Origin of the sequence: Tenacibaculum sp. 1B UA (assembly GCF_033978845.1) — a bacterium.
Taxonomy (GTDB): Bacteria; Bacteroidota; Bacteroidia; order Flavobacteriales; family Flavobacteriaceae; genus Polaribacter.
In genome coordinates this window covers 24,600-38,041 of record NZ_JAKVUA010000001.1, presented here as the reverse complement: position 1 = coordinate 38,041, position 13,442 = coordinate 24,600, and the positions used below count along the sequence as shown (strand labels likewise).

Sequence of the window (13,442 nt, the reverse complement as noted above, 5' to 3'; positions counted from 1 at the left end):
TTTGTTTTTTTTAAAAACCGTAATTCACTCCTAAACCAAACACCTCTCTAGTTTGGAACCCTTTAAAGGCATTGTCGTCATAAATTGTCTGCATTGAAAGGTTCGCAGATAAATATTTGTTAACTTTCATTACTACGTTAAGAGTGTAATCGATATCAACGTTTTGAAAGTCTTCCAAATAATTACTGTAAAGGTTTAAGATGTTCTCTACAGATACATTTTTCATTACCTCTAATTTGTAATATACGTTAACTGCAGCACCTATTTCATAACGAGTGGTTTCATTTTGCTCTACTCCAAAAGCAGGTCCAAAATCGGTTAAATGTTTATGTACATAAATTAATTTAGAAGTTGCAGGAGCAATGTTTACTTTTAAATTATCATGCTTTTTCCATAACATACCTGGTCCAAATTGGAAGTAGGCAGGAGAAAAGAAATGAGATGTTTGCTCGCCAGAAACATAGGTAGAGGACATCTGAGTCTTAAAGTTAAAAAAAGCAGAGTAATACCAGTATCCACCCGCTTTTTTTCCTGCTAATGAGTTTAATTCTAAACGGTCATCTGTCTTTTGTAAAGATTCCCCTTTTAATTTTGTTACACCGTAAGAAGCAATCAATTTATTGTCCCATGTCCAATCACCTTTTGTGTAGTTAAAATCATAGTTTAAGCCAAGAGTGCCAGAAATATTGTTCGTACCCCCAGCTAACCAATTATTGAAAGCGGATTGATTGAATAGAAAAGAGATATTACCACTTTTTTTCCATCCTTCTTTAGGCTCTTCTTTTTTCTCTTCTTGAGCGTTAGCTGTTAATGTTCCAAACAAAACAGCAATAGCTAATAATTTTTTCATTTTAATAGTTTTAAATTAATTTTTTGAGGGCGTAAAAGTACGCTTAACTCAAAATTTAGACAATGTTGTTATGACAAAAGTCACGTTTTATGAAAAATATAATTCAAACCAAGACCAAAAACCTCTTTAAATTGAACTCTACTTGAAGCATCATCGTCAATAATGGTGTGCAAGCTGAGATTTGTAGATAGGTTTTTATTAATTTTAACAATGATGTTTAACTGATAATCAATGTCAATATTTTGAGGTTTGTTTAAATAATCTGAATATATAGCTACTATACTTTCCATGGTCACATCTTCCATTATTTCACTCTTAAAGTAAGCAGAAAGGTTAAAACCTAAACTAAAGTTAGTATTCTTACCTTCATCCACACCATATTTTCCAGAAAATTGATCAGAAACAAAAGTATAACGAGCAGTTGCTGGAGCTATGTTTATTCTAGCGTCATCATTTCGTTTCCACAACATACCAGGCCCGAAGCTCCAATATGCAGGAGAAAAGAAATCCGAAACAGCTACTTTAGGTTCTTGTTTATAATCATAACCTTTGGTGTACTGTGTTTTAAAGTTACTAAAAAAAGATAAAAACCACAATTTTGAAGTTTTCAAACCTAATAAGGAGTTGTATTCAAACTGATCTTCTGTTTTTCTTACTCCTTGACCATCTATATAACTCAACCCATAAGCGGAAATAATTTTATTATCCCAGTTCCATTTTTTTCTCTTATAGTTGAAATCATAACCAAGTGTCATATTTCCGGCAACAGTATTATTTCCACCTGCTGCCCAATTAGAAAAAGATGACTGATTGAAAAGAAAAGTATATTTTCCAGTAACAGTCCATTTTTTAGGTGGGTTTTTTTTTACTAAAGGTTCTGCAAATACTCTTTTGTTAAATATGTAGAAAGCAAAACTAGTATCTAAAGGTGAGTTTTCTAAACCAGCAGAAGAGACACTATCTTTTTTAGTTTCTTGAGAAACTACAGAAAAACAGAAACAAGAAAACAAGATTAAGAACAGTTTTTTCATTTGTAATTAAGTTGAGGAATCCTATAAGACTAATTATTTTTTCTCTTGTAAAGTGGTACAGTTGAACAAGCTTCGCCAAACATGATGGTTTTAGCTACGGGTTTAATTTTTTCAATCAAAAGAGTGTATGCAGAAGGTGGTATAGGTTTATTTGCACACCCTTTAATAATTACAGGCTTGTTTTTATATTCAGAAGTGTCTAACTGTTGAATTACCTCTTGAAAAATTACAGTTTCTAAGACTGTTAAATCACCGACAACAACCTTTTTGGCGAAGGGGATAAGCTCAGAGGTTAATAAAAGGTAAGCCCAAGAAGGAATAATAGCATCAGTAGAACATGTTAAAGAAACATAACTGTTTTGATATTGAGACCAATCGTGATTTTTTACAGACTCTCTAAAGTCCTTTTCACGAAGAATCAATTCTTCAAATAACCAATCCTTAATGTCAAACACTATACGCCTACCTTCAGGGTAAAAATCCTCAAGATCTACCGTTGTAAGCTTACTATTTGCAACTCTATTTATAATTTCGTCTGCCATGTTTTTGTTGAAAAGATTTAAAGTTGTGCGTTTTATGTTTTTGTAGTTTTACTAAGAGTTCTACAGCATCCCTAACTCTAATTTTGCTTCTTCGCTCATCATGTCTTGTGTCCAAGTAGGATCAAAAGTAATTTCAACCTCACAATTGTTAATTTCTTTTAAGGTTTTTACTTTTTCTTCTACTTCAACAGGTAATGTTTCAGCAACAGGACAATTTGGAGAAGTTAATGTCATTAATATTTTGGCATCATTCTCTTCTGATATAAAAACATCATAAATTAATCCAAGTTCATATATGTCAACAGGTATTTCAGGGTCGAAAATTGTTTTTAACACACGAACGATTTTATCTCCTAATTCTTCTAATTTATCTTCAGTCATAATTCTTGCTTCTTTAATTTGCTAACTTACTTTGTTGCGCAATCGCATACATTTTTATTTGCTTTACCATAGACACTAATCCGTTAGCACGAGTAGGGCTTAAGTGTTCTTTTAAACCAATCTCATCAATAAAGTTAGTATCGGCTTCTAAAATTGCTTTAGGTGTTTGGTCAGAAAAAATCCTCAATAATAACGCCACAATTCCTTTGGTTAATATAGCATCACTGTCGGCAGTAAACCCAATGATGTCACCTTTTAATTCAGAATGTAACCATACTTTCGATTGACAACCTTTAATCAGGTTTTCATCTAATTTGTAAGTTTCATCTATTAATGGCAGCGATTTACCTAGCTCAATAATGTACTCATAACGCTCCATCCAGTCTTCAAACATTGAAAACTCGTCAATAATTTCTTCTTGTATTTCTTTGATAGTCATTTTTTAAAACTATTTTTGCAGAGTCAAAAAGACCGTTTTTAATTAAAGACGCAAAATTACGATAAAAAAGGCAGTTGACATGAGAGTTTAAGCCTTAATGAGTAGAATTAGTAAATTTTTAAGTCTTAGGGATTTACAGAGGACTTAATGAAACAAATACATTTCCTTAGGTAAAGGAATATTAAGTAGAGTTATGAGTAAATTATTAGCAGTAGGAACTGTAGCATTTGATGCTATAGAAACACCATTTGGAAAAACTGATAAAATCTTAGGAGGGTCAGGAACGTTTGTTGGATTAGCAGCTTCACAATTTGGAGTGCAAACAGGAGTGGTTTCTGTAGTCGGAGGAGATTTTCCAGAATCATACTTAGATATGATGAACGAAAAAGGAATTAACACTGAAGGAGTTGAAATCGTAAAAGAAGGAAAGACATTCTTTTGGAGTGGAAAATATCATAACGATATGAACTCTCGTGATACTTTAGTAACTGAATTAAATGTATTAGAGCATTTTCAACCAGTAGTTCCAGAAGCATTTAAAGATGCATCTATTGTAATGTTAGGTAATTTGCATCCATTAACACAAGCATCGGTATTAGATCAAATGAATGAAAGACCTAAGTTAGTAGTGTTAGATACTATGAACTTTTGGATGGATATAGCATTAAACGATTTACACGAAGTGCTAAAGCGTGTAGATGTTATTACGATTAATGATGAAGAAGCACGTCAGTTAAGTGGAGAATATTCATTAGTAAATGCTGCTAAGAAGATTCATGAGATGGGACCGAAATATGTAGTGATTAAAAAAGGAGAACACGGAGCTTTATTATTTAATGAAGGGAACATGTTCTTTGCACCAGCGTTACCATTAGCAGAGGTGTTTGACCCAACAGGGGCAGGAGATACTTTTGCAGGAGGTTTCTGTGGGTATTTGGCTAAAACAGAAGATATTTCATTTGAAAACATGAAGAGCGCAATTATCTACGGATCCAACTTAGCATCGTTCTGTGTTGAGAAATTCGGAACACAACGAATGGAAGAACTAACGAGCGAAGAAGTACAAGCACGTTTACAAGCTTTTAAAGAATTAACACAATTTGATATAGCACTATCATAAAATACAAATCCGCGCTTTTTGCTGCGGATTTTTTTATACAACACACAAAAACTACAACACAACTAAATACTTGAAATTAAATGAGTGACGCTATTAAACACGAATGCGGAATTGCAATGGTTCGCTTAAAGAAACCATTACAGTACTATAAAGATAAATATGGTACCGCGTTTTATGGTGTAAATAAAATGTACCTGTTAATGGAGAAACAGCACAATAGAGGACAAGATGGTGCTGGATTAGCAAGTATAAAATTTAATGTAGAGCCTGGAACAAGATACATAAGTAGAATACGTTCCAACCAATCACAACCAATACAAGATATTTTCGGAAAAATTAACCATAGAATCAATGGAGTTTTTGAAGAGAACCCAGATAAGGTTGATGATGTAAAATGGCAAGAAGAAAACGTACCATATCTTGGGAACTTGTTTTTAGGACACGTTCGTTATGGTACATTCGGTAAAAACTCTATAGAGAGTGTGCATCCTTTTTTACGTCAAAACAACTGGAAACATCAAAGTTTAATTGTTGCAGGGAATTTTAATATGACAAATTCTAAACAATTATTAAATGATTTAATTGATTTAGGACAACACCCAAAAGAGTTTACTGATACAGTAACTGTGATGGAAAAAATAGGTCATTTTTTAGAATCTGAAGTGTCAGATTTATACTTAAAAGCAAAAGAAGCTGGTTTTAGTAAAAAAGATGCATCTCCTTTTATTGAAGAACATTTAGATATTCAACGTATTTTACAACGATCTGCTAAAAACTGGGATGGTGGTTATGCTATGGCAGGATTATTGGGTCATGGTGATGCGTTTGTGTTACGAGATCCTTCGGCGATTCGTCCAGCATTTTTTTACGAAGATGAAGAAGTAGTGGTGGTGGCTTCGGAACGTCCTGTAATTCAAACGGTATTTAATGTTCCGATTGATACAATTAAGGAAATAGATAGAGGTCATGCGTTGATTATTAAGAAAAATGGTCAAACAACAATGGCTCCTGTTTTAGATAAGAAACCTAAAAAAGCATGTTCTTTTGAACGTATTTATTTTTCAAGAGGAAGCGATGCATCAATTTATGAGGAGCGTAAAAATTTAGGAAAGTATGTTTTTCCTGAAGTTTTAAAATCTATTGATAGTGATATAGAAAATTCTGTGTTTTCTTACATACCTAATACTGCGGAAACATCATTTTTTGGAATGATGGAAGCTGCTGAAGATGTGTTAAATCAACAAAAAACAGATGCGATTTTAGCAGGAGAAGGAAAGCTTTCAAAAGAAAGAGTTATTGAAATTCTTTCAAAAAGACCACGTTTCGAAAAGATAGCTATAAAAGATGCTAAGTTACGTACGTTTATTACTGATGATAGTAGTCGTGATGATTTAGTAGCACATGTTTATGATGTAACTTATGGTGTGGTAAAGCCAACAGATAACTTGGTGATTATTGATGATAGTATTGTAAGAGGTACTACCTTAAAGAAAAGTATTATTAAGATTTTGGATAGATTAAATCCTAAGAAAATAGTAGTAGTTTCTTCTGCGCCTCAAATACGCTATCCAGATTGTTATGGTATTGATATGGCTAAGATAAACGATTTTATTGCGTTTAAAGCAGCTTTAGAATTGTTGAAAGAGACAGATCAATATCATATTATTGATGAAGTGTATCAAAAATGTAAAAAGCAAGAAAATAGCGAAGACAAAGATGTTGTAAACTATGTAAAAGAAATTTATGCACCTTTTACAGATGAACAAGTTTCAGCAAAGATTGCTCAGATGCTAAAAACAGCCGAAATTAAAGCTGAAGTAGAAGTGATTTTCCAACCAGTAAGTGGTTTGCATAAAGCATGTCCAGATAATTTAGGAGATTGGTATTTTACAGGAGATTATCCTACAGATGGAGGTCACAGAGTGGTGAATCAAGCATTCATAAACTTTTACGAAGGAAGTGATAAAAGAGCTTATTAATAATTAATTAGCCAGTAAATAAAAAAGAGTAATCGTTTGTTCGATTACTCTTTTTTATGTTGTAAAAATTATGTTTAATTACATAGGTACTACAATGGCACCAGAAAACTTTTCACGAATCTCATTCAGGGCTCTATCGGCATGCAAGCGTGTCTTATAATTTCCTACTTGTATTTTCCATTCAGGAGCTTTGTAGGTTAACTTTGTGTAAACATCAGGATATTCAATTCGAAATCTATTACGTAAGATTCTTGCGCGTCTTTCTAATCCGTTGTATAATTGGATTCTATACCCACTTCCATTTTGCTTATTATAAGCTCGTTTTTTTTCTATTAAGGAAATAATGTCTTTATTTTCAGTGTGTTTATCTTGGGCTTTAACATTAAGAATGCTACCAGAAATAATAAGTAAAAAAGTAATTAATATGCTGTGTTTTTTCATTTTTTTGAATCTTTTTACAAAAGTAATGACTTGTCAGTTAATACATTGTTAACGTGGTTTATTTAGAATTAGTATAAATTACAGATTAGGATTCTCTTAACATTTCACAATTTAGACAGAAGTAGTACTTTTGTGCAACTTTCTGTGTACTTATTTTTAAAATGATGTAACAGAAAAAATTGTACCAAAATAGATACAAAACTTATATTTTATAGTATGAAAAGTGTGAATCATCACAGTAGATTAACCAAAACTCTAGTAAGGAGTTTAGCTTTCTTTTTAGTTTTCTTAGTAAGTTTTTCGGCGTTTTCACAAGATATTGACGAAGCGCGTCAAAAAGAAGGGAAGAAATTATTTAAGTCTCTTTGTGCTTCGTGTCACAAGTTAGATAAAAAACTTGTAGGTCCTGCTTTAGCTGGGATTGAAGAAAAAAGAACTAACGAATGGTTGAAAGCTTGGATTAAAAACAATGCTGAACTTAGAGCTTCTGGAGATAAAGATGCAATAGCCATCTTTGAGGAGTATAATGGTTCTAACATGACTGCATTTCCGCAGTTAACAGATCAAAATATTGATGATATTCTTTATTATACAACTGTTGGTGAGGTAAAGAAAGCTGCAGTTGCTGGAGCTGAGGTTACAGGTGAAACTCAGGGAGATCAGGCACCAAAGTGGTTGTTGTATATTTTAGCAGCAGCAATTGTTGTAGCTTTTTTAATTATTGGTAGTTTATTAAAAACTATTAGTGAATTAAAAGGAGCTCCAAAAACCCCAGGTTTAATGGGGCAAACTGCTGAGCTGTGGGAAGGGATTAAGCAAAATACATTTTTAAAAGTATTAACAGTAATTTTCGGGGCTTTAATAGCAGCTTACTTTTTATTTGGTACGTTGTTTAAAATAGGTGTTGATGAAGGTTATCAGCCAATTCAGCCAATTGCATTTTCACATAAAATTCACGCAGGAGACAATAAGATAGATTGTCAATATTGTCACTCATCTGCTAAACATAGTAAAACATCTGGGATTCCTTCAGTAAGTGTTTGTATGAACTGTCATAAGAATATTTCAGAAGTTGCTGATGATACTAAAGTCGTAATGGATGATCATACGTTAGTAAAAGCGGATTTAGATAAAGAAATCGCTAAGATTTATGAAGCGGCAGGTTGGGATGCAGATAAATTAGAGTATACAGGTAATACTAAGCCAGTTAAATGGGTTAGAGTTCATAATTTGCCAGATTTTGCATATTTTAACCACTCACAACACGTAACGGTTGGAGGTGTAGCTTGTCAAAAATGTCACGGGCCTGTGGAGGAGATGGAAGAAGTGTATCAGTACTCTCCATTAACAATGGGTTGGTGTATTGATTGTCACAAGGCGACTAAGGTTGACTTAAAAGGTAATGAGTACTATGCTAAAATTCATAAAGAATTGGCAGAAAAGTACGGTGTTGAGCAAGTAACTATTGCGCAATTAGGAGGAAAAGAGTGTGGTAAGTGCCACTATTAATCAAATTAGAAAGTAGAAAAACACATATATAAATGGCTTCAAACAAAAAATACTGGCAAAGTGTTGAAGAACTAAAAGGTAGTTCTGTTGTTGAAACGCTACGTAATAATGAGTTTGTACAAGATATTCCTACAGATGAATTTTTAGGCGACAAAGAAACCTTAGAAACATCATCAACATCACGTAGAGATTTCTTGAAATATGTTGGATTTACCACTGCAGCAGCTTCTTTGGCAGCTTGTGAAGGTCCAGTAAGAAAATCAATTCCTTATGTAGTGCAACCAAATGATATCGTAGCAGGTGTTGCTGATTGGTACGCAACTACTATTGCAGATGGTTTTGATTTTGCAAACGTATTAGTAAAAACACGCGAAGGACGTCCAATTCAAATTATGCCAAACAAAGAGGCATGGGGAGAAACTAGCGCACGTACCCAAGCGTCAGTTTTATCATTATACGATGAGAAATTACGTTTAAAAGAACCTAGAAAAGGGAAAACTCAAATTTCTTGGGCAGATGCAGATAAAGAAATCATTGCTAAATTAAATGAGTTAAAAGATACTAACGAACCAGTAGTGTTTTTAACCGGTACTTTAGCAAGCCCTTCTACTGAAAAAGTAATTGCTGATTTTATCACTGCTTATCCAAATGTTAAGCATGTAGTTTACGATGCAATTTCAGAAAGTGCAGCTGCTGATGCTTTTGAAGCTATGTACGGTAAAAGAGCTTTACCAGATTACGATTTTACTAAAGCAGAGGTTATTGCATCTATTGGAGCAGATTTCTTAGGAGATTGGCAAGGAGGATATGAAAAATCTTATGTAGAAGGTCGTAGAGTAAAGACAGGTAAAATGTCTTACCATGTTCAAATAGAAGCTAACATGTCTTTAGCAGGAGCAAATGCTGATAAAAGAATTGTTGCTAAGCCATCTGAACAAGTTTACGCTTTAATAAACTTATACAACCAAGTAACAGGAAATAGCCTTCCTTCAAAAACAACAGCTTTTGATACTGAGGTTAAGCAATTAGCTAAAGACCTTAAAAAAGCAGGTTCAAAAGGAGTTGTGGTTACTGGTTTAAATGATAAAAATGCACAATTAATAGCACTAGCAATTAATAAAGCATTAAATAGTGAGGTAATCGATACAGAGATTTTGAACTTAAGACGTCAAGGTAACGATACTCAAGTAGCTCAATTAGTAGCAGATGTTAAAGGAGGTAAAGTAAAAGGTTTAATTACTTACAACGTAAACCCTTTATATGCATTAGCAAATGCAGCTGATTTAGCAGAAGGAATTAAGAACTTAAAATTATCTGTTGCATTATCTACTCAAGATGACGCTACAGCTAATGCTACACAATATACATTGCCAGCGCCTCATAACTTAGAAAGTTGGGGAGATGTTATGGCAAAACAAGGTGTTTATAGTTTAATGCAACCTACCATTCAACCATTATTTAATACACGTCAAGTTCAAGATGTGTTGTTAAAATGGTCAGGAAGTTCAGTAAACTATTACGATACTTTAAAAGAATTTTGGAGTACAAATGTATTAGGAGGAGCTTCATGGAATCAAGCATTACATGATGGATTCTTTAAAGCTGAAAACATTGCTACAGAAGAAGAAATAGCTTTTGAATCAACAGTAGATGTAAATGCAGCAGCAGTTCAATTAGTAAGAAATGCTAATAATGCTTCAGGATTCGAATTGAACCTATATTCATCAACAGCGTTAGGAGACGGTAAACAAGCCAACAACCCTTGGTTACAAGAGTTACCAGATCCAATTACACGTGCTTCTTGGGATAACTACTTAACTGTTTCTATGGCTGATGCTAAAGAATTAGGTTTTGAAAATCCAGTGAAAGATAACGGTGCTATTGATGGTAACTATGCTAATGTAACGGTTAATGGAGTTACAGTTAACAAGATTCCAGTGATTATACAACCAGGTCAAGCAAAAGGATCAGTTGGTTTAGCATTAGGTTACGGTAGAACTCAAGGGTTAAAGTCAGAAATGCAAGTAGGTGTTAATGCATATCCTTTCTACCAAAACGGAAACAATGTTCAATACAATGTTTCTATTGAAAAAGCTTCAGGATGGCACAAGTTTGCTTGTATGCAAGTACAAAGTACTTTAGCTGGTCGTCACGATATCTTAAGAGAAGCTTCATTAAAAGAAGTAAATAATAAAAAATTAGATCCTAAGCATACTTGGAATAAACCATTTATGGTTTCTTATGATCATCAAGAAGTTGAAGGAAGTAAAATCGACTTATGGGATGAACATGATAGAACTTTAGGACACCATTTTAACTTATCTATCGATTTAACATCTTGTACAGGTTGTGGAGCATGTGTTATTGCATGTCACGCTGAAAACAACGTTCCTGTTGTTGGTAAAGATGAAGTGAGAGTTGGTAGAGATATGGCTTGGTTACGTATTGATCGTTATTATTCTTCTACTGTTGAAGATAAACAATACGAGAAAAATGAAAATGGTGAACCTCACATAACTTTAGAGCAGTTCAAAAAAGAAAACCCAAACTTAGCGAATCAAGAAGTTGAAAGACGTTATACTGAAAAAGTATTAAAGTTAAGTAAAGGAGATTTATTTGATGCTTTAGAAAATCCAGCAGAAAACCCACAGGTTGCTTTCCAACCTATGATGTGTCAGCACTGTAATCACGCACCATGTGAAACAGTATGTCCGGTAGCAGCAACATCACATGGTCGTCAAGGTCAAAACCAAATGGCATATAACCGTTGTGTAGGTACCCGTTACTGTGCAAACAACTGTCCATATAGAGTTCGTCGTTTCAATTGGTTTAACTATGCTGAGAACAACGAGTTTGACTTTAACATGAATAACGAGTACGGAAAAATGGTGTTAAACCCAGACGTAGTAGTTCGTTCTCGTGGAGTTATGGAAAAATGTTCTATGTGTATCCAAATGACGCAAGCTACTATCTTAAAGGCTAAGAAAGAAGGTAGAGCTGTTAAGAAAGATGAGTTTGAAACAGCATGTTCATCTGCTTGTTCTACTGGAGCAATGGTGTTTGGAGATATAAACAACTCAGAAGATACAGTTGCAGCATTAAAAGAAGATAGAAGAGCTTTTCACGTGTTAGATTATATTGGTACAAAACCAAATGTAGTGTATCAAGTGAAAGTAAGAAATACAAACGAAGCCTAATAGTAAAATTAATAAGTATATAGATTTATGTCGTCTCATTACGAATCATCTTATAGAGAACCTTTAATACTTGGTGACAAGAGTTACCATGATATTACTGAAGATATTGCTAGACCTATTGAAGGGAAAGCAAATAAAAATTGGTATATAGCATTCTATATTTCTTTAGCAGCAATGTTATGGGGATTTGGATGTATCTTTTACACCGTAGGAACAGGAATCGGTGTTTGGGGATTAAATAAAAACATCGGTTGGGCATGGGATATTACCAACTTCGTATGGTGGGTAGGTATTGGTCACGCAGGAACGCTTATTTCTGCAGTACTTTTATTATTCCGTCAAAAATGGAGAATGGCAATTAACCGTTCTGCAGAAGCGATGACAATTTTTGCGGTATTTCAAGCAGGGTTATTCCCAATCATCCACATGGGACGTCCATGGAATGGATACTGGGTATTACCAATTCCTAACCAATTCGGATCACTATGGGTAAACTTTAATTCTCCATTATTATGGGATGTATTCGCAATTTCTACGTATTTATCGGTATCATTAGTTTTCTGGTGGACTGGTTTATTGCCTGATTTTGCAACGATTCGTGATAGAGCTGTAAAACCTTTTCAAAAGAAAATTTATGCTTTATTATCTTTTGGATGGTCAGGTAGAGCAAAAGATTGGCAACGTTTTGAAGAAGTATCATTAGTATTAGCAGGTTTAGCAACACCATTAGTACTTTCTGTACACACAATTGTATCGATGGACTTTGCTACTTCTATTAACCCAGGATGGCACTCAACAATCTTCCCTCCTTATTTCGTAGCAGGAGCGATTTTCTCAGGATTCGCAATGGTACAAACCTTATTAGGTATTATGCGTAAGGTTACGAATATGGAAGCATATATTACACGTTTACACGTTGAATATATGAACATCGTAATTATCTTAACAGGAGGTATTGTAGCAGTAGCTTATGCAACAGAATTCTTTATTGCATGGTATACAGGGTCTCCTTATGAAAATTATACATACTTATCATTTGGAGCAGAAGCAGGAGCTTATGGATGGGCATTCTGGTCATTATTAATCTGTAATATTTTCACTCCACAATTATTATGGTTCAAAAAAATCAGAAGAAGCTTTATTTGGTCTTTTATTATCTCTATTGTAATTAATATAGGTATGTGGTTTGAGCGTTTTGATATCATCGCAATTGTATTAAGTAAAGGACAGTTACCATCTACATGGTGGCGTTTTGAGCCAACGTTTGTAGACGTAGGTATCTTTGTAGGAACTATAGGATTCTTCTTTGTATTATTCTTATTATATGCAAGAACATTCCCAGTAATTCCTACGGCGGAGATTAAGACTATTTTGAAATCATCAGGTGAGAATTTTAAAAAATCAAGAGAAGAGAACAATGAGCACTAATAAAGTAATTCACGCATTATATAATGATGATGATATCTTAATGGATGCCGTTAAGAAAGTTAAAGCAGAGAATCATCACATTGAAGAAGTATTTTGTCCATTTCCAGTACACGGATTAGACAAAGCAATGGGCTTAGCACCAACACGTTTAGCGATTACTGCTTTTTTATATGGTATTACAGGTTTATCAGTAGCAGTTTGGTTAACATGGTATACTATGATTGCTGATTGGCCTCAAGATATTGGTGGAAAACCAAATTTTTCTTGGGCAGCTAATATGCCAGCTTTCGTGCCAATATTATTTGAATTAACAGTGTTTTTTGCAGCACACTTAATGGTAATTACTTTTTACTTAAGAAGTAAGATTTGGCCATTTAAAGAAGCTGAAAATCCTGACCCAAGAACTACAGATGATCACTTTTTAATGGAAATCCCTGTTAAAGGGAGTGAGGAAGAGTTAGTGTCATTGTTAGAAACAACAGGAGCTGTAGAAATTAACGTAGTAGAAACGCACTAATAAAGAGA

Annotated in this window: 12 protein-coding genes; 6 read left to right on the top strand and 6 right to left on the bottom strand. The window is 33.9% G+C overall.

Translation table 11 applies throughout. From position 1 onward, the window contains the following. Positions 1 to 10: 10 nt before the first annotated feature. From MK851_RS00150 to MK851_RS00130, 5 genes are all read right to left on the bottom strand, one after another. Positions 11 to 850 (bottom strand): DUF3078 domain-containing protein, encoded by an 840-nt coding sequence (locus tag MK851_RS00150; protein WP_320240454.1) that lies wholly within the window; start codon positions 848 to 850, stop codon positions 11 to 13. 80 nt (positions 851 to 930) lie between these two features. Beyond that, complete coding sequence (locus MK851_RS00145; RefSeq protein WP_320240452.1) at positions 931 to 1,881, bottom strand: DUF3078 domain-containing protein; 951 nt, start codon at positions 1,879 to 1,881, stop codon at positions 931 to 933. Between the two features lie 29 nt (positions 1,882 to 1,910). Beyond that, the gene (locus MK851_RS00140) at positions 1,911 to 2,423 is read right to left on the bottom strand and encodes a DUF2480 family protein (protein WP_303505590.1); all 513 of its coding nucleotides are present in this window, start codon (positions 2,421 to 2,423) and stop codon (positions 1,911 to 1,913) included. A 60-nt stretch (positions 2,424 to 2,483) separates the two neighbouring features. Then, on the bottom strand, positions 2,484 to 2,804 hold the full coding sequence (locus MK851_RS00135) for a DUF59 domain-containing protein (protein ID WP_115899355.1): 321 nt from the start codon (positions 2,802 to 2,804) through the stop codon (positions 2,484 to 2,486). A 13-nt stretch (positions 2,805 to 2,817) separates the two neighbouring features. Continuing rightward, positions 2,818 to 3,243: a SufE family protein gene (locus MK851_RS00130; RefSeq protein WP_320240446.1), complete on the bottom strand. Its 426-nt coding sequence runs from the start codon at positions 3,241 to 3,243 to the stop codon at positions 2,818 to 2,820. A 193-nt stretch (positions 3,244 to 3,436) separates the two neighbouring features. Here MK851_RS00130 and MK851_RS00125 point away from each other — a divergent pair, with 193 nt between their 5' ends. Together MK851_RS00125 and MK851_RS00120 are read left to right on the top strand one after the other, a co-directional pair. Then, positions 3,437 to 4,363 (top strand): PfkB family carbohydrate kinase, encoded by a 927-nt coding sequence (locus MK851_RS00125; RefSeq protein WP_303505584.1) that lies wholly within the window; start codon positions 3,437 to 3,439, stop codon positions 4,361 to 4,363. An 80-nt stretch (positions 4,364 to 4,443) separates the two neighbouring features. Further along, positions 4,444 to 6,342: an amidophosphoribosyltransferase gene (locus tag MK851_RS00120; RefSeq protein ID WP_320240443.1), complete on the top strand. Its 1,899-nt coding sequence runs from the start codon at positions 4,444 to 4,446 to the stop codon at positions 6,340 to 6,342. A gap of 78 nt (positions 6,343 to 6,420) precedes the next feature. Here MK851_RS00120 and MK851_RS00115 read toward each other — a convergent pair whose 3' ends face one another. Next, on the bottom strand, positions 6,421 to 6,783 hold the full coding sequence (locus MK851_RS00115; RefSeq protein WP_320240441.1) for an SPOR domain-containing protein: 363 nt from the start codon (positions 6,781 to 6,783) through the stop codon (positions 6,421 to 6,423). A gap of 216 nt (positions 6,784 to 6,999) precedes the next feature. On the opposite strand from MK851_RS00115, the gene MK851_RS00110 reads away from it, so the two are divergent. Genes MK851_RS00110 through MK851_RS00095 form a run of 4 tightly spaced genes read left to right on the top strand, consistent with a single transcriptional unit; the run spans position 7,000 to position 13,434 of the window. Next, on the top strand, positions 7,000 to 8,292 hold the full coding sequence (locus MK851_RS00110; RefSeq protein ID WP_303505581.1) for a c-type cytochrome: 1,293 nt from the start codon (positions 7,000 to 7,002) through the stop codon (positions 8,290 to 8,292). Between the two features lie 32 nt (positions 8,293 to 8,324). Beyond that, positions 8,325 to 11,489, top strand: a complete 3,165-nt coding sequence (locus MK851_RS00105; RefSeq protein WP_320240439.1) for a TAT-variant-translocated molybdopterin oxidoreductase — start codon at positions 8,325 to 8,327, stop codon at positions 11,487 to 11,489. Between the two features lie 27 nt (positions 11,490 to 11,516). Next, positions 11,517 to 12,917, top strand: a complete 1,401-nt coding sequence (gene nrfD, locus MK851_RS00100) for an NrfD/PsrC family molybdoenzyme membrane anchor subunit (RefSeq protein WP_320240437.1) — start codon at positions 11,517 to 11,519, stop codon at positions 12,915 to 12,917. Further along, the gene (locus MK851_RS00095) at positions 12,907 to 13,434 is read left to right on the top strand and encodes a DUF3341 domain-containing protein (RefSeq protein WP_115899347.1); all 528 of its coding nucleotides are present in this window, start codon (positions 12,907 to 12,909) and stop codon (positions 13,432 to 13,434) included. Before nrfD ends, MK851_RS00095 begins: the two co-directional genes overlap by 11 nt. Positions 13,435 to 13,442 lie beyond the last annotated feature (8 nt).

Coding starts and splice junctions, on each gene's coding strand:
- MK851_RS00150 (WP_320240454.1), bottom strand. CDS start 850: ATGAAAAAATTATTAGCTATTGCTGTTTTGTTTGGAACATTAACAGCT.
- MK851_RS00145 (WP_320240452.1), bottom strand. CDS start 1,881: ATGAAAAAACTGTTCTTAATCTTGTTTTCTTGTTTCTGTTTTTCTGTA.
- MK851_RS00140 (WP_303505590.1), bottom strand. CDS start 2,423: ATGGCAGACGAAATTATAAATAGAGTTGCAAATAGTAAGCTTACAACG.
- MK851_RS00135 (WP_115899355.1), bottom strand. CDS start 2,804: ATGACTGAAGATAAATTAGAAGAATTAGGAGATAAAATCGTTCGTGTG.
- MK851_RS00130 (WP_320240446.1), bottom strand. CDS start 3,243: ATGACTATCAAAGAAATACAAGAAGAAATTATTGACGAGTTTTCAATG.
- MK851_RS00125 (WP_303505584.1), top strand. CDS start 3,437: ATGAGTAAATTATTAGCAGTAGGAACTGTAGCATTTGATGCTATAGAA.
- MK851_RS00120 (WP_320240443.1), top strand. CDS start 4,444: ATGAGTGACGCTATTAAACACGAATGCGGAATTGCAATGGTTCGCTTA.
- MK851_RS00115 (WP_320240441.1), bottom strand. CDS start 6,783: ATGAAAAAACACAGCATATTAATTACTTTTTTACTTATTATTTCTGGT.
- MK851_RS00110 (WP_303505581.1), top strand. CDS start 7,000: ATGAAAAGTGTGAATCATCACAGTAGATTAACCAAAACTCTAGTAAGG.
- MK851_RS00105 (WP_320240439.1), top strand. CDS start 8,325: ATGGCTTCAAACAAAAAATACTGGCAAAGTGTTGAAGAACTAAAAGGT.
- nrfD (WP_320240437.1), top strand. CDS start 11,517: ATGTCGTCTCATTACGAATCATCTTATAGAGAACCTTTAATACTTGGT.
- MK851_RS00095 (WP_115899347.1), top strand. CDS start 12,907: ATGAGCACTAATAAAGTAATTCACGCATTATATAATGATGATGATATC.